Source organism: Pseudaminobacter soli (ex Li et al. 2025), assembly GCF_003012705.1.
Lineage (GTDB): Bacteria > Pseudomonadota > Alphaproteobacteria > Rhizobiales > Rhizobiaceae > Pseudaminobacter > Pseudaminobacter soli.
In genome coordinates, this window is sequence record NZ_PXYL01000006.1 from 249,291 (window position 1) to 268,465 (window position 19,175).

12 protein-coding genes are annotated in these 19,175 nt (G+C 62.9%); 9 read left to right on the plus strand and 3 right to left on the minus strand.

Going from position 1 to position 19,175, the window contains the following annotated elements; genetic code table 11:
- Positions 1-6: 6 nt before the first annotated feature.
- Positions 7-3,501 carry a hybrid sensor histidine kinase/response regulator gene (locus C7I85_RS14420; RefSeq protein ID WP_106724678.1) on the minus strand — a complete coding sequence of 1,165 codons (3,495 nt, stop codon included), beginning with the start codon at positions 3,499-3,501 and terminating at the stop codon, positions 7-9.
- A gap of 226 nt (positions 3,502-3,727) precedes the next feature.
- Here C7I85_RS14420 and mscL point away from each other — a divergent pair, with 226 nt between their 5' ends.
- The 3 genes from mscL (at position 3,728) to C7I85_RS14435 (ending at position 6,591) form a co-directional block, all read left to right on the plus strand.
- Positions 3,728-4,147 (plus strand): large conductance mechanosensitive channel protein MscL, encoded by a 420-nt coding sequence (gene mscL, locus C7I85_RS14425; protein WP_106724679.1) that lies wholly within the window; start codon positions 3,728-3,730, stop codon positions 4,145-4,147.
- A 109-nt stretch (positions 4,148-4,256) separates the two neighbouring features.
- The gene (locus C7I85_RS14430; RefSeq protein WP_106724680.1) at positions 4,257-5,423 is read left to right on the plus strand and encodes a pyridoxal phosphate-dependent aminotransferase; all 1,167 of its coding nucleotides are present in this window, start codon (positions 4,257-4,259) and stop codon (positions 5,421-5,423) included.
- Positions 5,424-5,505: 82 nt separating this feature from the next.
- On the plus strand, positions 5,506-6,591 hold the full coding sequence (locus C7I85_RS14435; protein WP_106724782.1) for a branched-chain amino acid aminotransferase: 1,086 nt from the start codon (positions 5,506-5,508) through the stop codon (positions 6,589-6,591).
- 287 nt (positions 6,592-6,878) lie between these two features.
- Here the strand turns inward: C7I85_RS14435 and hemA are convergent, their stop codons facing one another.
- Positions 6,879-8,156, minus strand: coding sequence for a 5-aminolevulinate synthase (gene hemA / locus C7I85_RS14440; protein WP_106724681.1), 1,278 nt, complete (start codon positions 8,154-8,156; stop codon positions 6,879-6,881).
- Between the two features lie 233 nt (positions 8,157-8,389).
- On the opposite strand from hemA, the gene galE reads away from it, so the two are divergent.
- From galE to mprF, 6 genes are all read left to right on the plus strand, one after another.
- Positions 8,390-9,388, plus strand: coding sequence for a UDP-glucose 4-epimerase GalE (gene galE, locus C7I85_RS14445; protein WP_106724682.1), 999 nt, complete (start codon positions 8,390-8,392; stop codon positions 9,386-9,388).
- A gap of 28 nt (positions 9,389-9,416) precedes the next feature.
- The gene (locus C7I85_RS14450) at positions 9,417-10,667 is read left to right on the plus strand and encodes a D-amino acid dehydrogenase (RefSeq protein WP_106724683.1); all 1,251 of its coding nucleotides are present in this window, start codon (positions 9,417-9,419) and stop codon (positions 10,665-10,667) included.
- 241 nt (positions 10,668-10,908) lie between these two features.
- Entirely contained in the window at positions 10,909-12,366 is a 1,458-nt protein-coding gene (gene hydA, locus C7I85_RS14455; protein WP_106724684.1) for a dihydropyrimidinase, read from the plus strand.
- Positions 12,367-12,619: 253 nt separating this feature from the next.
- Positions 12,620-13,993, plus strand: coding sequence for a virulence factor family protein (locus tag C7I85_RS14460; protein ID WP_106724685.1), 1,374 nt, complete (start codon positions 12,620-12,622; stop codon positions 13,991-13,993).
- Between the two features lie 336 nt (positions 13,994-14,329).
- Positions 14,330-15,856 carry a DegQ family serine endoprotease gene (locus tag C7I85_RS14465; RefSeq protein WP_106724686.1) on the plus strand — a complete coding sequence of 509 codons (1,527 nt, stop codon included), beginning with the start codon at positions 14,330-14,332 and terminating at the stop codon, positions 15,854-15,856.
- A gap of 197 nt (positions 15,857-16,053) precedes the next feature.
- Positions 16,054-18,696 carry a bifunctional lysylphosphatidylglycerol flippase/synthetase MprF gene (mprF, locus tag C7I85_RS14470; protein ID WP_106724687.1) on the plus strand — a complete coding sequence of 881 codons (2,643 nt, stop codon included), beginning with the start codon at positions 16,054-16,056 and terminating at the stop codon, positions 18,694-18,696.
- 61 nt (positions 18,697-18,757) lie between these two features.
- On the opposite strand, the gene C7I85_RS14475 is transcribed toward mprF, so the two are convergent.
- The gene (locus tag C7I85_RS14475) at positions 18,758-19,111 is read right to left on the minus strand and encodes a DUF1428 domain-containing protein (RefSeq protein WP_106724688.1); all 354 of its coding nucleotides are present in this window, start codon (positions 19,109-19,111) and stop codon (positions 18,758-18,760) included.
- Positions 19,112-19,175: the final 64 nt, after the last annotated feature.

Sequence of the window (19,175 nt, forward strand, 5' to 3'; positions counted from 1 at the left end):
AGTTCGCTATTCGGCGGCGGATGCCATGCGCCGCAGCCGCATCATCGTCGAGCGCAGCACGGCCGGCTTGATCGGCTTGTTGATCACTGGCACGTCGAGCTCATCGGCCGCCGAGCGAACCTCGTTCGACCGGTCTGCGGTCAGAAGCGCGGCCGGTGTGTCGCGGCCATAGATCGCACGGAGGTCGGCGATGACGTCAAGGCCGTTTTCGCCACCGTCGAGATGATAGTCGGCCAGGATCACGTCTGGCCGATCTGCTGGGCGAGCGTCCTCGAAGTCCCGCAGGCCGGAATAGGCGTAGACATCGCAACCCCAGCCTTCGAGCAGCAGGCGCATGCCTTCCAGAATGCGCGTGTCATTGTCGATACAAAACACGGTCAGGCCGTTGAGCGCTGCGCCGGGCGTGGGGTGAGGCTTCGCCTCCACGGCCAGAGTTTCCTCCGGCGCCTCCGTCACAGGCAGGATGACCGAGAAGCGCGTGCCCATGCCGCGATCGGAAAAGATCTGTAGTTCCAGCCGCAAGACGCGGGCAATGCGATCCACAATCGACAGGCCAAGTCCAAGCCCTTCGGCTTCTCGCGCGCCTTCATCGAGGCGCAAGAATTCGCGAAAAACCGTGTTGAGCTGGTCGGCGGGAATACCGATGCCGGTGTCGATGACTTGGATCTCGGCCAGTTCGCCACGTCGCCTGACGCCTAAGAGGATGCTGCCGCTGCGGGTGTATTTGATGGCGTTGGAAACCAGGTTCTGGATCAGGCGCCTGAGCAGGTTGCGGTCGGTTTCCACTGCCAGCGACGAGGGCATGATGGTGAGCGTCAGCCCCTTCTCCGCCGCAAGGGGCTGGAAGTCGGTGCCTATCTGGCGCAGCAGCCCGTCGAGCCGGAACACCGTGTCGACGGGTTTCATCGCGCCGGCATCGAGACGCGAAATGTCGAGAACCGCCCCGAGGATCGTTTCGACCGATTCGAGCGACGACTCGATGTTCGTCGCGGCATCTCCAATCGCGCCGCTTCCGGCGGTTTCGATCAGCGACGAGCAATAGAGCCGGGCGGCATTGAGTGGCTGCAGGATGTCGTGGCCGGCCGATGCCAGGAAGCGCGTCTTGCCGAGATTGGCCTCTTCGGCAAGCATCTGCGCCTGCGCCAGTTCCTCGTTGACGCGCGTCAGCTCTACAGTGCGGTCGCGGACGCGTTGCTCCAGCGATTCATTGGCGCGCTTCAGCGCAAGGTCGGCCGCCACGCGCGCGGAAATGTCGGCATAGGTGGCGACGATGCCGCCGTCCGGCATGGGGTTGGAGCGTAGCTCGATGATGCGTCCGCTCGTGCGCAGCTCGAGCTGCCAAGGGCTTTCGAAATTGGTCAGGCGGTTGAGCACGAACAGGCGCGTTTGCTGGGTGATGTCGCCGCGCGTTGCCAGAAAACCTAGTATCTGGTCGAGCGAGACGCCGACCTGTCCCAGCTCGTCAGGCAGGTCGAATAGGATCCTGTACTGCCGGTTCCAGCAGGTCAGCCTAAAATCCTGGTCGAATACGGTGATGCCCTGCTCCATCTGGTCGAGCGCGATCTGCAAGAGGTCGCGATTTTGCTGCAGCGCCTCGGTGGCATCGTCCAGCAGGCGGAACGTGTCGCGGGAAGAGTTGTCGTGGCGTTTGAACAGCAGCGACAGGATAAGCCGCGCCGACGAGGAGCCGACGGCACTCGCCAGAAGCTGCTCCGAAAAGCGTACCACCTCCATGCTGGCCGGCTCGTTGCCGTTCAGCTTCAGCCCATCGTTCACCTCGAAGGTGTGGAAGGAGCGTTCGGTGCGCTCGACGCCCAGGTAGCGCGAGATCGTGTCCTTGAGGTCGTTGACGGTCACCGCAGTTCGGAAGCGGCGCAGGCTCGGCATCGGGTTTGCATCGCGCGGCACGAAAATGGCCGCCTGGATGCGCTCCAGCGGCACCGAAGCGCGCGACAGCGAACCGAGCACGAAAAAGATCGTGTTGATGGCAAGGCTCCACATCACGCCGTGGTTCAGCGGCTCGGCGACGGTGCCGAACAGGGCCTGCGGCCGCAGTGCCTCGATGCCGAACAAGCCGCCCGCGATGATCGGCGTGCCAGGCACTGCTAGCGACGGCAGGAGCAGCGTATAGGCCCACACGATTATGCCGGCCGTCATGCCAAGGGCGGCGCCACGCGCATTGGCGCGGCGCCATATCAGGCCGCCGAAGAAGGACGGGGCGAACTGCGCAATGGCAGCGAAGGACATCAGGCCGATCGAGGCCAGCCGCGCATTGTTGGTGCTCTCGCGATAGTAGAGGAAGGCGACGAACAGAAGGACGAAGATCGCGGCGCGCCGGATGTTGAGTATCAGGTTCGACCAGTCCTCGTTCTCGCTGCTTTGGGATTTCAGCAGGCGCCGCACGAAAAGCGGGATGATCAGGTCATTGGAGATCATGATCGCCAGCGCCACGCTTTCGACGATCACCATCGCGGTCGCCGCCGAAAGCCCGCCAATGAAGGCGATCATGGCGAGCAGATCCCGGTTGCCGAGCAGCGGCACCGACAGCACGTAGAGGTCGCTGCTGGTGCGCTGCCCGACCATGACCAGGCCCGCAAAAGCTATCGGCAGCACGAAAAGGTTGATGGCGACGAGATAGAGCGGGAACACCCAGGTCGCCTTGCGCAGCTCCTTCTCGCTGCGGTTTTCGACGATCATCACGTAGAACTGCCGCGGCAGCATGATGATGGCAAAGCCGCTGATGACGGTCGATACCAGCCACGTGCCGAGCGAGGTGGTGTAGCTCATCGCCTGCTCGACACCGGCGTTTGCCGAAAATGCCTCGAGCATTTTGCCGGGGCTGCCGAAGAAAAGGAACGTGACCACGATGCCGACCGCCAGGAAGGCGGCGAGCTTGACCACGGATTCCACGGCAACCGCCAGAACCAGGCCGTCCTGATGCTCCGTGGCGTCCGCGTGGCGTGTGCCGAACAGGACGGCGAACAGCGCCAGAAGCATTGCTACGACCAGCGAGATGTCGCTGACGAAGGGGTCGAACGAAGGCGGTGAGCCGCTGTAGTGCTCGACCATCAGGCTGACCGAGCCCGAGATCGCTTTGAGCTGCAGGGCGATGTACGGCACCGCCCCGACGGTGGCGATCAGTGTGGCGATGCAGGCCACGGCGAAGCTCTTGCCGTAGCGGGCGCCCAGGAAGTCGGCAATCGAGGTGATCTTCTCGGCCTTGGCCAGTTTGACGATACGCCTGAGCAGCGGAAAACCGAAGGCGAAGACCAGCGTCGGCCCAATATAGATGGCGAGGAATTCGAAGCCGCGCTCGGATGCCAGTCCAACCGACCCGAAGAAGGTCCACGATGTGCAGTAGATGGCAAGGCTGAGCGAGTAGATGCCGAGCCTCGGACGCCCCGAACCGCGGAGCGCCGCGCGGCGATCTCCAAGGCTGGCGATCGCAAAGAGCAGCGTCACATAGGCGACCGCGATGATGACAATGACCCAGCCCTGCACGCTTGCTCACCCCTCCTCGCCGAGCGCGTCCTTTTGGAAAGGCAAGCATAGCTTGCCGCCCTTGTCTATCGTCGGCCCGTAGGCGGTTGATGATGCTCGTGGTTTTCTGAAACCGGGCCGCGATTTTCGGATTTTGCAATTCAGGGTTTTTGCTATCATGGCGTAGCGCGCTGCGTCGTCGACGCGGTCGCCAGGATTGCGGACAAGAATTTACCAGGAGGGTCGGGTGCTAAAGGAATTTCAGGAGTTCATCTCAAAGGGCAACGTAATCGACCTGGCGGTCGGTATCATCATCGGCGGCGCCTTCACCCTGATCGTCAATTCGCTGGTGGGCGACATCGTGATGCCGATCGTCGGCGCCGTTTTTGGCGGCTTCGATTTCTCCAACTACTTCCTGCCGCTTTCCTCGAAGGTCACAGCCGATACGCTGGTGGAAGCCAAGAAGCAGGGCGCGGTCTTCGCCTATGGCGCCTTCCTGACCGTCCTGATCAATTTCCTGATCCTGGCCTGGATAATCTTCCTGATGGTCAAGGGTGTGAACACCATGCGCCGCAAGCTGGTGGCCGAGAAGGCAGCGGCGCCGGCAGCTCCGGCGCCGGAGATCGCTCTTCTGACCGAAATCCGTGATCTGCTGGCGAAGAAATAGGCCCGCCTGGAGCAATCAAAGTTTGAAAACCCCGGTCATTGTGGCTGGGGTTTTCTGTTTTCGAAGCTTGGAAAACCGGCTAGCAATTCTCGGATCATCAGGACCTGACATGACCTTAATTGACAGTCTGCGAAGCGAAGCCCGGCTTGCCCCTGAAAGCGGCATCGTTGCCGTCGCCAATTATGGCCGTGGCCGCGAAGGCCTCATCCCGCTCTGGGCGGGGGAAGGCGACCTGCCGACCCCGTCCTTCATTTCGGATGCGGCAGCGCGCGGGCTGAGCGCCGGCGAAACCTTCTACACCTGGCAGCGCGGCATACCCGAACTGCGCGTGGCGCTTGCCCGCTACCACGAGCGCCACTTCGGCCGCAGCTTCAGCGATCAGGAGTTCCTTGTCACCGGCGGCGGCATGCAGGCGATCCAGCTTGCGCTGCAGGCAACGGCTGGCGCGGGTGACGAAGTCATCTACCTGACGCCTGCCTGGCCGAATTTTCCAGGCGCCGCGGGCGTAGCCGGTGCAAAGCCGGTAGCTGTCAGGCTGGACCAGTCCGACAACGGCTGGACCTGCGACGTCGACAAGATCGAAGCGGCCGTGACGGAGCGAACCACCGCGATCTTCGTCAACAGCCCGTCCAACCCGACTGGGTGGACGGCCGACATCGAGACGCTGAAGGCCATCCTCGATCTCGCGCGCCGCAAGAACCTCTGGATCATCGCCGACGAGATCTATGCGCTGTTCTACTACGGCGCTGCGCGGGCGCCGTCCTTCATGGACATCATGGAGGACGAGGATCGCATCCTCTTCGTCAACACGTTTTCGAAGAACTGGGCGATGACCGGCTGGCGCATCGGCTGGCTGCGTCTCCACCCATCCCTGCAGCAGACCTTCGAGAATCTGATCCAGTATTCGACTTCGGGCGTTGCTCAGTTCATGCAGCGCGGCGCGATTGCGGCGCTCGAACATGGCGACGAGTTCCTGGCTTCACAAATCGAGCGGGCGCGGCAGGCTCGCGATCTCGTCTGCGGCATCCTCGGCGAGACGGGGCGTGCGCGGATCAGCGCACCGCAGGGCGCGTTCTATCTGTTCTTCTCCGTCGACGGCATCGACGATTCAAGAAGTGCTGCCTTCGATATCGTCGACAAGGCCAATGTCGGCCTGGCTCCCGGCACCGCTTTCGGGGACGGGGGAGAAGCCTTCTTCCGGCTGTGCTTCCATCGCCGCCTCGACCAGCTCGAGGAGGCTGCGACGCGCCTCGCCGCCTGGATCAGAAGCACCTAATTTTACCCGTCGCTGTTGCGAACCCTTGCCGGAGTGGACTATGCAGTCTGCAAATTTCGGCGACACCGAGAAAGTACATTCGATGACAGACAAGGCATCCATCAAACACATCAAGCATCCTTCGCCGACCTCGCCTGAGCAGCGCGCGGCACTGATGCAGAATCCGGGCTTCGGCAAGGTCTTCAGCGATCACATGGTGACGATGAAGTGGACCGCCGAGAAGGGCTGGCATGACGCCGAGATCAAGGCCCGCGCGCCGTTCTCCATCGACCCCGCTGCTGCCGTGCTGCACTACGCGCAGGAAATCTTCGAAGGCATGAAGGCCTACAGGACCAAGGACGGCATCGCGCTCTTCCGTCCCGAAGAGAATGCGCGCCGCCTGGCGATGTCGGCTGAGCGCATGGCAATGCCGGCTGTGCCAGAGGATCTGTTCATCGAAGCCGTCGAGACGCTGGTGCGCACCGATGCAGACTGGATTCCGGATGGCGACGGCAGCCTCTATCTCCGGCCATTCATGTTCGCCAGCGAAGCCTTCCTCGGCGTGCGTCCGGCTTCGGAATACATCTTCTGCGTCATCGCATCGCCGGTGGGCGCCTACTTCAAGGGCGGCTACAAGGCCGTTACCGTCTGGGTGTCGGACGATTACACGCGCGCAGCACCCGGCGGCACTGGTGCTGCCAAGTGCGGCGGCAACTATGCGGCGAGCCTGATTGCCCAGGCTGAAGCGACCAAGAATGGCTGCGACCAGGTGGTGTTCCTCGATGCGGCCGAGCATCGCTGGGTCGAGGAGCTCGGCGGCATGAATGTGTGCTTCGTCATGGACGACGGCACGCTCATCACCCCGCCGCTCGGTGGAACCATCCTGCCGGGCATCACGCGCAACTCGATCCTCAAGCTCGCCCAGGAGGCTGGCCTCAAGGTCGAGGAAAAGCCCTATTCCATCGAGCAGTGGCGCAAGGATGCCGAGAGCGGCAAGCTGCGCGAAGCCTTTGCGTGCGGCACGGCCGCCGTCGTGGCCGGCATCGGCGCGGTGCGCTTCCGGGACGGTTCGTTCTCGATCGGCAACAGCGGCGATGGTGAAGTGACCGCCCGCCTGCGCGCCGATCTGGTCGGCATCCAGCGCGGCAACGCTGCCGACAAGCACGGCTGGGTTCGCCTGGTCAAGTAAGGCGCGGGGCAGCCTGGCTGCCCCAGCAAATTGCCGGTCGACGCAAGAGCTTCGACCGGCCTTTAGGAAGGTCGTAAGAGGCCTCTGCCCACGCCACTTGAATGGCGTTGATGCGCCCCCCGCGACGTTACGTGCGGGACGCCTTTGTTTCTTCAAAATGAAAAGATGCTTGGCGGGGCAAAGCCCATTCCACCGACAGCTTGCCCCACATCGGTCAGGCAAGCGCCGTTCGCTTGCCTGCTGAAGCTATCGAAAATCCGTGAGGTGGCCAGGCCGAAGCCCGGCTATCAGCCGCCCGACTTCGGCACCAGGAGCGGGATGATCCGCTCGGACTTCGCAACCGAAGGCTGGTCGGAGGTGCGATAGGGGATACCCAGCGCGTTCCAGGTTTCGACGAGCGCATCCCTGAGCGTTTCGATCAGCGCGTCGTCATGGAACGGCGTCGGCGTGATGCGCAGGCGCTCCGTTCCGCGGGGAACCGTCGGATAGTTGATCGGCTGGATATAGATGCCGTGCACGCCGAGCAGGCGGTCGGAAGCCATCTTGCAGAGTTCGGGATCGCCAACCAGCAGCGGCACGATGTGCGTGACCGAAGGCATCACCGGCAGGCCTGCCTCGGAGAGAATGTGCTTGGCCTGCTCTGCCTGTCGCTGCTGGGCGTTGCGCTCGGCCTGCGAGCTCTTGAGGTGGCGGATCGACGTGGCCGAGGCCGCTGCGATCGCCGGCGGTAGCGCCGTGGTGAAGATGAAGCCCGGCGCATAGGAGCGCACGGCGTCGATCACCGCGCTCGGGCCGCTGATGTAGCCGCCCAGCGTGCCGAAGGCCTTTGCCAACGTGCCCTCGATGATGTCGATGCGATGCGCCAGTCCTTCGCGCTCGGTGATGCCGCCGCCGCGCGGACCGTACATGCCCACCGCATGGACCTCGTCAATATAGGTCATGGCGTTGTACTTTTCGGCGAGGTCGGCGATCTCGGCGATCGGGGCGATGTCGCCGTCCATCGAGTAGACCGATTCGAACACGATCAGCTTGGCGCGCTCACGGCCGGCGGCCTGCAACAGGCTTTCGAGGTGCGCCACGTCGTTGTGGCGGAAGATCTTCTTCTCTGCGCCCGAGCGGCGCACGCCTTCGATCATCGAGGCGTGGTTCAGCTCGTCGGAGAGGATGAGGCAGTTCGGCAGCAGCCGCGCGATGGTCGAGATCGACGCCTCGTTCGACACGAAGCCGGAGGTGAAGACCAGCGCTGATTCCTTGCCGTGCAGATCGGCCAGTTCGGCCTCAAGCTCGACCAGCGGATGATTGGTGCCGGAGATGTTGCGCGTGCCGCCGGCGCCGGAGCCCATCTGGCCGGCCGCGTTCTGGAACGCGCCGATGACGCTCGGATGCTGGCCCATGCCGAGATAGTCGTTGGAGCACCAGACGGTGATTTCCTGGGCTTGGCCGTTCGCCCGGTATATGGCTCGGGGGAACCTGCCAACGATACGTTCAAGATCGGCAAAGACGCGGTAGCGTCGTTCGGCATGAAGCTGGTCGATAGCCTCTTCGAAAAATCGCTGATAGTTCATCATGGCTTCCCGGATTTCGGCAGGATCATAATGACCGCGTGCATTTCAGTCCATTCCATGAATGCGGTCAAAATGCCACGCCGCCTTTGGTCGAAATATAGACCCGCATTGGCCCATTTCATTGATTCAAGTCAAAAGGTGCCATCGCCGGATGAGACGGTGGCATCTCCGTTTGTGGTGGCGTTCGTGCGGCCCTTTCAGTAATCAAGGATTGTCAATGAGAGGGCTCAAGCATGACGGTTTTGGTGACTGGCGGCGCTGGCTATATCGGCAGCCACATGGTCTGGGAGTTGCTGGACGCGGGTGAAGAGGTCGTCGTCGTCGACCGCCTTTCCACCGGTTTCGAGTGGGCCGTCGCGCCTGAGGCCAAGCTGGTGGTGGGCGACATTGCCGACAGCGCGTTGATCGACTCGGTGATCCGGGAGAACGGTGTCGATGCCATCATCCACTTCGCCGGCTCCATCATCGTGCCCGAATCGGTCGCGGACCCGCTGAGCTATTACGAGAACAACACCTCCAAGACGCGCACGCTCATCGATACGGCAGTGCGTGCGGGGGTGCCGCACTTCATCTTTTCCTCTACTGCCGCGGTCTATGGCGCGGCGGGGCTCGAGCCGGTGCGCGAGGATGCCAGGCTGGCGCCCGAATCACCCTACGGCCTTTCGAAGCTGATGAGCGAGTGGATGCTGCGCGACGCCGCAGCCGCACATAGCCTGCGCTACACCGCGCTGCGCTACTTCAACGTCGCGGGTGCCGATCCGCGCGGCCGGACCGGCCAGTCCACCCCCGGCGCGACTCATCTCATCAAGGTCGCCTCGGAGACCGCGCTGGGCAAACGCAACTCGATGCAGGTTTTCGGCACGGATTATCCGACGCCCGACGGCACCTGCGTGCGCGACTACATCCATGTCTCCGATCTCGTCGCGGCACATCGTCTTGCCTTGCAGCGCCTGCGCGATGGTGGCGGCGACCTCGTCGCCAATTGCGGCTACGGTCACGGCTATTCGGTGCTACAGGTGGTCGACAGCGTCCGGCGCGTGCATGGGCGCGAATTCGAGGTGACGGTCGGCGGCCGCCGGGCGGGCGATCCGCCTTCGATCATTGCCGACGCCGGCCTTGCGCGGCGCGAATTGGGCTGGGTACCGACCCGGGACGATCTCGACGCCATCGTTGGCGATGCGCTATCGTGGGAGCAGATTTTGACCGGCAAGAATTCGGCACGCAGCGCCTGATCGGTCGGGGGCGAGGGGGCGATCTTTCATGAAAATTCTGGTTTTGGGCGCCGGCGTCGTCGGAACGGCAGCCGCCTATTACCTGGCGCGTGACGGCCATGAGGTGACCGTCATCGAGCGCCATCCGGCGCCGGCACGCGGCACCAGCTACAGCAATGCCGGCCTGGTTTCGCCCGGCGATGCTTTCGCCTGGGCCTCGCCAGGCGCGCTGCGCACATTTGTGAAATCGATCTTCAATCCCGATCTCGGCGTCAAGCTGCGGCCGAGCCTCAATCCGGTCTTCCTGTCGTGGACCTGGCGCTTCCTGCTCCAGTGCACGGAGGCGCGCGCCTATGCCAACACCGACGTGAAGCTGCGGCTGGCCCTCTACTCGCGCGAATGCATCAACGAGATCAGCGCCGAGACCGGCGTCGACTTCGATGAACGGCGCAGGGGCATCGTCTATTTCTACCGCGACCAGAAGAGCCTCGACAACGGCGCCCAGCATTTCCGCTACATCGGCGAGCGGGGGCTGGAGGTCGAGGTGGTCGATCGCAAGCGGCTGCTCGAGGTCGAGCCGGGCCTGGCCAGCTCCGGCGACAGGATCGTCGGCGGCATCTATTCGCCGATGGACCAGACCGGCGACTCACGCATGTTTGCGACCAAGCTGGCGCAGCTCGCCGTCGAGCGGCACGGTGTGAAGTTCATGCGCGACACCAATGTCGAAGGCCTGGATGTCGAGGGCGGTCGCGTGCGCGCCGTCAGGACCAGCAAGGGCTCGATTGCATGCGACGCGGCGGTGCTTTCCATGGGGCCGGAAAGCGGCGTGTTCGGCCGAAAGATCGGCATCGACCTGCCCGTCTACCCCGTGAAAGGCTACACCGCGACGATCCCGCTGGAAGACCCCGAGAAGGGGCCGACCATGGGCGGCGTCGATGAAGACCGCTATGTCGCCTATTCGCGCCTCGGCAATCGCCTGCGTCTGGCTTCTACCGCCGAGTTCGCGGGCTTCGACCGGACGCACAAGCCGAGCGACTTTGCTCGGATGTTCCGCTCCGCCCACGAACTCTTCCCCGGCGCGATCGACGAGAAGAAGGCCGAGCTTTGGGCCGGCCTCAGGCCGATGATGCCCAATTCGGTGCCGGCCATCGGCCGCACCCGCTACGACAATTTCTATCTCGACACAGGCCATGGCCATGTCGGCTGGACCATGGCCTGCGGTTCCGGAAAATTCCTCTCCGACATCGTTGCCGGCCGCAAGCCCGACATCGACCCGCAAGGACTTCTGCCGAAGGCCTGAGCTCCCAATACCCGTCGCAAGCACGGGCGAAATCGCCGAACTTTTCAAGACCGCACCGACCCGCTCGGTGCGGTCTTGTCATTTTGCCCGGCTTCCACAATCATCGGTTTGGTTGGCCCAATGAATTGCCCGCTTCCGGGGCTGTCGCCGAGGCGGTGAAGCAGGTCACGTTGAACAAAAAAGTGCAGCTTTGCCGCGAGGCGAAGACTGCGCAGGGGTTGAATAAGGAAGGAGTTTCGCAATGTCGAAAGTGATCAAGGGCGGCACCATCGTGGCCGCGGACCGGACCTACGAGGCCGACATCCTGATCGAAGGCGAGCGCATCGCCGCAATCGGGCAGAACCTGTCCGGCGATACGGTAATCGATGCCAGCGATGCCTACATCATGCCTGGCGGCATCGATCCGCATACCCATCTTGAAATGCCCTTCATGGGTACCACCGCCGCTGAAACCTGGGAAAGCGGCACCTTTGCCGCGGTTTCGGGCGGCACCACCATGGTGGTGGACTTCGTCATCCCCGGCCAGGACGGCATGCTGGCTGCGCTGGAGGAATGGGAGAACAGGGCAACGCGCCAGGCGTCGTCCGACTATTCCTACCACATGTGCGTGACCGACTGGTCCGAGCAGATCTTCTCCGACATGGCCAAGGTCGTCGACCGTGGCATCAACACCTTCAAGCACTTCATGGCCTATAAGGGCGCGCTGATGGTGAATGACGACGAGATGTTCGCTTCGTTCCAGCGCTGCGCGGCGCTCGGCGCTCTACCGCTGGTCCATGCCGAAAACGGCGACATCGTAGCAGCCCTTCAGCAGAAATACATCGATGCCGGCATTCCCGGCCCCGAGGCGCATGCCTATTCGCGCCCGCCGGAAGTGGAGGGCGAAGCGACCAACCGTGCCATCATGATCGCGGACGCTGCCGGCGTGCCGGTCTATATCGTGCACGTCTCCTGCGAGCAGAGCCACGAGGCCATCCGCCGCGCGCGCCAGAAGGGCATGCGCGTCTTTGGCGAGCCGCTGATCCAGCATCTGACGCTCGACGAGAGCGAATACCAGAACCCCGACTGGATGCATGCCGCGCGCCGGGTCATGTCGCCCCCGTTCCGCGACAAGAGCCACCAGGACAGCCTGTGGGCGGGTCTGGCCGCCGGCTCGCTGCAGGTGGTTGCGACCGACCACGCCGCCTTCACCAGCGAGCAGAAGACGCTTGGGCTCGACGATTTCCGCAAGATCCCGAATGGCACCGGCGGCCTTGAAGATCGCATGCCGGTGCTGTGGACGCGCGGCGTCGACACCGGCCGCCTGACTATGAACGAATTCGTGGCGGTCACCTCCACCAACATCGCCCGTATCCTCAACATCTACCCGCAGAAGGGCGCGATCCTGCCGGGCTCTGATGCCGATCTGGTGGTATGGGACCCCAAGCTTTCCAAGACGATCTCGGCCAGCAACCAGAAGTCGATCATCGACTACAACGTGTTCGAAGGGTTCAAGGTCAATGGCCTGCCGCGCTACACGCTCTCGCGCGGCGACGTGGTCTGGTCGCATGGCCAGAACGATCAGCCGCAGCCCGGCCGCGGCAAGTTCGTCAAGCGCCGGCCGTTCCCGGCCGTCAACCAGGCGCTGTCGAAGTGGAAGGAAATCACCGCGCCGCGCGCCGTGACCCGTTCGGCCGAGCATATGCCGATCGGCATCTAACCAACCGCGCCTTGCCAAAAGCCCGGCAAGATTTGCCGGGCTTTTTCATTTTTGGACGGAGCAGATAGGCTCTGCCGTGGCCGCGCGGCTACATCGTTCGAAAGTTCATGAAGACCTCGGTGCCTGGTACTGTCATGCCATATTGCCGGCCATTTTTCCGGCTCAAGGTGCCGCATCGCGCTCGGGAGCATCCGACTCTGTTGCCATCCCGCAGCTCTGAAATATCTTCGAGCGGAATCGCACATCAGGGAACATGGACGTGAAGCGCTTTCTGGGGTTCTCCCTCGCATCCTTCTGCCTGCTCGGCGTAGCGGGATCGGCCCCTGGCGCGTCCATCGATACGGGCCTCATTCCGTCCCCCCGCATCGTCATGCCGGACGATACGCCCAAGAGCACCGTCTTCCTATTTTCCGACAAGACGGGCTGGTCTGCTTCCGAAGACGATTTTGCGCAGCGCCTCAGCAAGAACGGTGCGATCGTCATTGGGGTCGACCTGCCGCGTTACCTGGGCGCGATCGAAAAGGTTCCGGACGACTGCGCCTATCTCGTCTCGGACATAGAGAACATCAGTCATCAGGCTCAGCGCGCGGCCAATTCGGACAATTATAATCCTCCGATTCTCGCGGGCGTAGGGCAGGGCGGCGGGCTGGTCATGGCGATCGCGGCCCAGACGCCTGATGCCACGATCGGACACAGCGTGGCTGTGGACCCGACCGCCAGCGTTCCGCTCGCCAAGACCCTTTGCAGCGGCGCGCCCCGCAAGGTGACCCCGCAGGGCACCGTTTACGACCTCGCCGAGGGCGCCTTGCCCAATCCTATCGACGTCACCTTTACGCCGGAAGTTTCAGCCGACGGGCGCAGCCATATCGAGGACCTTCGCAAGCAGGGCTTCGACATTACCGTCAAGGATGCTGGTGTTTCGGCCCAGGCGGCGCTGGAAGCCTCCCTGACTGCGATGGTCGGCAATCCGCCGGCCAGTGCGGCCGCCAGCATGCCCATCGTGGCGCTGCCAGCCAAGCCGACGCACGACACCATGGCCATCGTCTATTCCGGCGATGGCGGCTGGCGAGACCTCGACAAGAGCGTCGCCGACGTTCTGCAGTCGCGTGGCATACCGACCGTGGGCGTGGATTCGCTGCGCTACTTCTGGTCCGCGCGGGCGCCGCAGGATGTGGCGAAGGATTTGCATGATCTGATGAAGACCTACACCGAGCAGTGGAAGGTCAAGCACGTCATCCTGATCGGCTATTCGTTCGGCGCGGACATCATGCCGGCCACCTTCAATGCGCTGAGCACGGACGACAAGATGAAGATCCGGCAGATTTCGCTGCTGGGCTTCTCGCCCCAAGCCGATTTCGAGATATCGGTGGCGGGCTGGCTGGGTTCGTCCAGCTCGGATGCCGTTGCCACGCTGCCCGAGCTCGGCAAGATCGATCCCAAGCTCATCCAGTGCTTCTACGGCCAGGAAGAGGACGATACCGCCTGTCCGCAGCTCGAAGGCCATGGACCGGAAGTATTCAAGACTACGGGCGGCCACCACTTCGACGGCAACTATCCCGGCCTGGCTTCGAAGATTATCGATGGCCTGGAAAAGCGCCTCGACCAGGAAGCGCGCGCAACACCTTGATCGGTGACACGTAGCGTCGGCTCGACTCTTTCGCTCGGTAGATCGAAAGCACGACCGCAAAGAATATCGCAAGTAATTCCGTCATTCAGTCGATGTTCGGGGTGGATTCTTGCGGGTGTCTTTCCCGTTCCAGCGTGTATTGGTGAGCTGGGAATTAAATCTTCGTAATGTGCGAAATAGCTCTAAATTGCGGCCCGGTCGCGCCCTAACTACATGGGTATCGAATGAACCGTGGCGACGTGCCGAGCCGACAATTCGCGGTCCCGATACGTCGAACAGACGGTTCCGTCAGGAACACGCCACGGCGCTGGATCAACTCTCGCAGGGACCACGCAAATGTCCTCCACCATCCTCCGTAGACACCGTCTTGCCGCCTTGCTTGGCGCTGCGCTGATCGCTACGCCTTTCTTGCTCTCACCCATGCTGCACGCTGACGCGCATGCGACGCTACCCATAACGCCGGTTGCTGGCATCGTTGTACCGGGCGGCTCGTTTGCTCCCATCGTCAGCTCGGACAAGCCCGCCGTGGTGACCATCACGACCAAGATGAAGGTCGCCTCGAGCGACAGCAACGACCAGAATTCGCCATTCGCACCCGGCTCGCCCTTCGACGAGTATTTCCACCAGTTCTTCGGCGACAACGGGATACCGAAGATGCCGCATCGTCCCAAGGGCCAGGAGGCCCAGGCCTTGGGATCGGGCTTCGTCATCAATCCGGATGGCACGATCGTGACCAACAACCACGTCGTTGACGGAGCCTCCGAAATCAAGGTGACGCTCGACGACGGCACGGAACTGCCGGCCAAGCTCCTCGGCCGCGATGCCAAGACTGACCTTGCGGTCATCAAGGTCAATGCTGGCAAGCCGCTGCCGGTCCTGAAGTGGGGCGACTCCGACAAGCTCATGACGGGTGACCAGGTGCTGGCGATCGGCAATCCGTTCGGTATCGGCACGACGGTGACTGCCGGCATCGTATCAGCGCGTGGCCGCGACCTGCATAGCGGCCCCTATGACGACTTCATCCAGGTCGACGCCGCCATCAACCACGGCAATTCCGGCGGTCCGCTTGTGGACATGGAAGGCAATGTCATCGGCATCAACTCGGCCATCTACTCGCCCAATGGCGGTAATGTCGGCGTCGGCTTCGCGATCCCGTCCGATCAGGCGCAGCCCGTTGTGGCCAAGCTGATCCAGAGCGGCTCCATCGAGCATGGCTTCATCGGAGTGCAGATCCAGCCGGTTACGCCCGACGTTGCCAATGCGATCGGCCTCAATGCCCCCTCCGGCGCCCTCGTCGCACATGTCAACGATGGCTCGCCGGCGGCGGCGGCCGGCCTGAAGACGGGCGATATCGTGACAGGCTTCGGCGGTCACAACGTCAAGGATCCGAAGGATCTGTCGCGCGCCGTGGCCGACGTGACGCCAGGGTCCAAGGAAGAGATGACCGTATGGCGCAATGGCAAGAGCGAAAACATCACGATAACCGTTGGCAACAACGACACCAGCGAGAAAACGGCAACAAACCAGACCGCGCCGAGCCAGTCGCCTGAAGGTAACTTCAACGTCCCGAGCCTTGGTCTGTCGCTGGGTGACATCACGCCTCCGGTTCGCCAGGCGCTTAACCTTCCCGCCGGTCAGAAGGGAGCAGTCGTCGCCAGCGTCAATCCGGACAAAGCCGGTGCTGACCAGGGCATCCAGGAAGGCGACGTGATTCTCTCGGTCAACCAAACTCCGGTGCGGAATGCCAAGGAGGCAAGCCGCGCGGTGGCCGAGGCCAGCAAGTCCGGCAAGAAGTCCGTGCTGCTCCTGATCGAACGGGGTGACACGCAGACTTTTGTGGCAGTGCCCTTCAACCACGCCTGATCCGACATCAGGCTGACATGCCGCTCGGACAAATTGTCCGGGCGGCATCTTTTTTGCGTGGAGTCTCACCGATTGCCGCCAAAAAGCCGCGAGGCAATTGACTAACATCGCCGCCTGCAGCGAAATCGCCTCAATATCGGTTTTGCGCAGGGCATGGAGCAATAGAAGAGTCTTTGCTTGGAGGCTTGCGTTCATTCATGAGCGAGCAAACCGTCGAAGGAACGCGGTTCTATCAGCGTGCGGGGGCGTATTTCGGGCCCGTCCTGGCAGTGGTAGTCACGGTGGGAGCCCTCTGGCTGTTCCACCAGATGACGGCCGGGCTGCGCCTTCACGACATCAAGTCGGCGCTGAGCGCGATGCCAACATGGGGCATCGGGCTCGCCCTGGTCGCCACCGCGATCAGCTATTGCGCGCTGGCAAGCTATGACATCGTCGCCTGCCACATCGTCGCTCCCGGCAAGGTGCCGTGGCACAACGCTGCCATGTCCGGCATGAGCGGCTACGCCTTTTCGAATTTCCTCGGCTTCCATCTCTTCACCGGAGGCGCGATCCGCTTCCGCACCTATTCCCGCAGCGGGCTCGATGCCGGCGAGATCGGACAGGTCGTCCTGCTGACGTGGATGGGGCTTTGGCTTGCCTTTGCCACCATTGTCGGCCTCGCGCTCATGGTGGATCCGGAGGGCATTCCTTTCCTGCAGATCATGCATGCTTCCGCCGACCGCGTGATCGGCTTCGGCATGATCGCAGCGCTGGTCGCGCTTTTCGTCATTGCCGGGCCGGAGGGGCGCGAGCTGCGGCTGTTCGCCTGGCGCATTCCCGTGCCGCGCCGCGGCATGCTGTTGCTGCAGCTGCTGGTCGGCGTCATCGATCTGCTGGCTTCCGCTGCTGTTCTTTACGTCCTGCTGCCTGCCGACGCACAGGCCGGGCCGGCCCTTTTCATCACGGTCTATATGAGCGCGGTGATCCTCGGCTCGATCAGCCATGTGCCGGGCGGCATTGGCGTGTTCGAAGCAACCCTCATTGGCGGCCTTGGGCTGCAGGGGCGTGCCGACATACTGGCGTCGCTACTGGCCTACCGGCTGATCTATTATTTCCTGCCCTTCGCGTTTGCCGTCGCGGCATTGGCCGCGGCCGAAACCGGCATCATGCGCGGCAAGCTGGCGGCCTGGTTCGTTGGCCCGAGCAAGGCGATCAGGGCCATGGTGCCGCTGGTGGCAGCCACCCTGGTGTTCATCTCCGGCGTGGTGCTGCTGTTCTCCGGCGCAACGCCCGGCATTCCGGATCGTCTGGAAATACTGGAGGACTGGCTGCCGCTGTCGGTTGTGGAATCTTCCCACTTCCTGGGCAGCCTCGCTGGCCTTGCCCTGCTGGTTGTCGCGCATGGTTTGCACCGGCGGCTTTTCTCGGCCTGGGTCGTGGCCGTCGCCATGCTCTTCGCCGGGTCGCTGCTGTCGATGATCAAGGGGCTGGACTGGGAAGAGGCGCTTACGCTCGCCCTGTCAGCGGTGTTCCTGCTGCTGTCGCGCCAGGCCTTCTATCGCCGTACGCCGCAACGCATCAGCCGCCTCTCGTGGGAGTGGTTGGCGCTTGTGGCGCTGGCGCTGGTCGCGACGACCTGGCTTGGCTTCTTCTCCTACAGCCATGTCGAATATTCCAACGAGCTGTTCTGGGAGTTTGCATGGCGCGGCGAGGCGCCGCGCTTCCTGCGCGCTACGGTCGGCCTGGTTGTGGCGGCGGTCGGCCTGGGCGTGGCGGTGGCGATCCATCGCCCGCCGGCGAAGACCAAGCGCCGTGACGAAACCGAGCCCGATGCCATCGCAGCCGTCATTGCGAACTCGCCCGATACCCAAACCAACATCGCCTATCTTGGCGACAAGGAATTCCTCTGGTCGCCGGACGGTCAGGCGTTCCTTATGTATGCGCGAGCAGGGCGCTCGCTGGTGTCGATGGGCGACCCGGTGGGCGATCCAGAGCAGGTCGAAGACCTCGTCTGGCAGTTCCGTGACATGGCCGATCGTGAGGCATCGCGTGCCGTGTTCTATGCCGTGCGGCCCGACAACCTGCCGCTCTACCTGGACATGGGCTATGCGCTGCTGAAGCTCGGCGAGGTGGCGCGCGTGGAATTGTCGAACTTCTCGCTGGAAGGGCCCAAGAACCAGGAGCATCGCTACTCGGATCGGCGCGCGGCCAAGGAGGGCCTGGTGTTCGAGGTCATCCCGCGTGCGGACGTGCCCCCCATCATGGACGAGTTGCGGCACGTATCGGATGTCTGGCTGCAGGAAAAAGGCGGCAGCGAAAAGGGCTTTTCGCTCGGTCGCTTCGATCCGGACTACCTGTCGCATTTCGACATCGCGGTGATACGCGACACAACTAACGGAAATCGCATCGTCGCCTTTGCCAATATCTGGCGCAGCGGCTGCATGAACGAGATGTCGATCGACCTGATGCGCTACCTGCCCGGCGTGTCGAAGGTGCTGATGGACGCATTGTTCGTTCGTTTGCTGCTTTACGCCAAGGAGCAGGGATATCGCTGGTTCAACCTCGGCGCGGCACCGCTGTCGGGTCTTGCCGATCACGCGCTTGCCTCGCGCTGGAACCGCATGGCGACCTTCGTCTTCCGCCACGGCGACGATTTTTATCACTTCGAGGGCCTGCGGGCCTTCAAGCAGAAATTCTCGCCAGTATGGACGCCGCAATATCTGGCATGCCCGGGCGGCCTGAACATCCCGCAGGTGCTGCTCGATGTGAATTCCCTGATTTCGGGCGGCATCGGCCGGCTGATCGGGTCGAGTGCGCTGCGGCCCAAGCGTAAGCGCTCGAAAGCTACTCAGATGGCGTGACTTGAGGGCTTCGCCGCTCCGGCTCCCATCAGCCGTCGGAGCCGGAAGCGGCACAGGCTTGCTAGAGCCCCATGAAACTCTCGAACCCGCCATAAATCATTCGTTTGCCATCGAAGGGCATGTTCTGCATCGAGCCCTTGAGACGCGGGTCGGCCACCACCTGCTCGTTGATGGCGTCGCGATCGGCCCGCGAGGCATAGACGATCCAGGAAAACACCACGACTTCATCCTCCTTGGCCTGCACGGCCCGGGGAAATGAAGTCAGCTGGCCATAGGGAACGTCGTCGCCGATGCACTCGACATAGGCGAGCGCGCCGTATTCCTTCCAGATGTCGCCGGCCGTCCGCGCCAGCGACTTATAGGCTTCGATATTCTGCCTGGGGACCGCGACTACGAAGCCGTCGACATAGCTCATTTCGCTTCTCCTCTCGTTGACATTGACTGCCTGGCAAGGACGAATGGAGCGATGCTGATCCGAC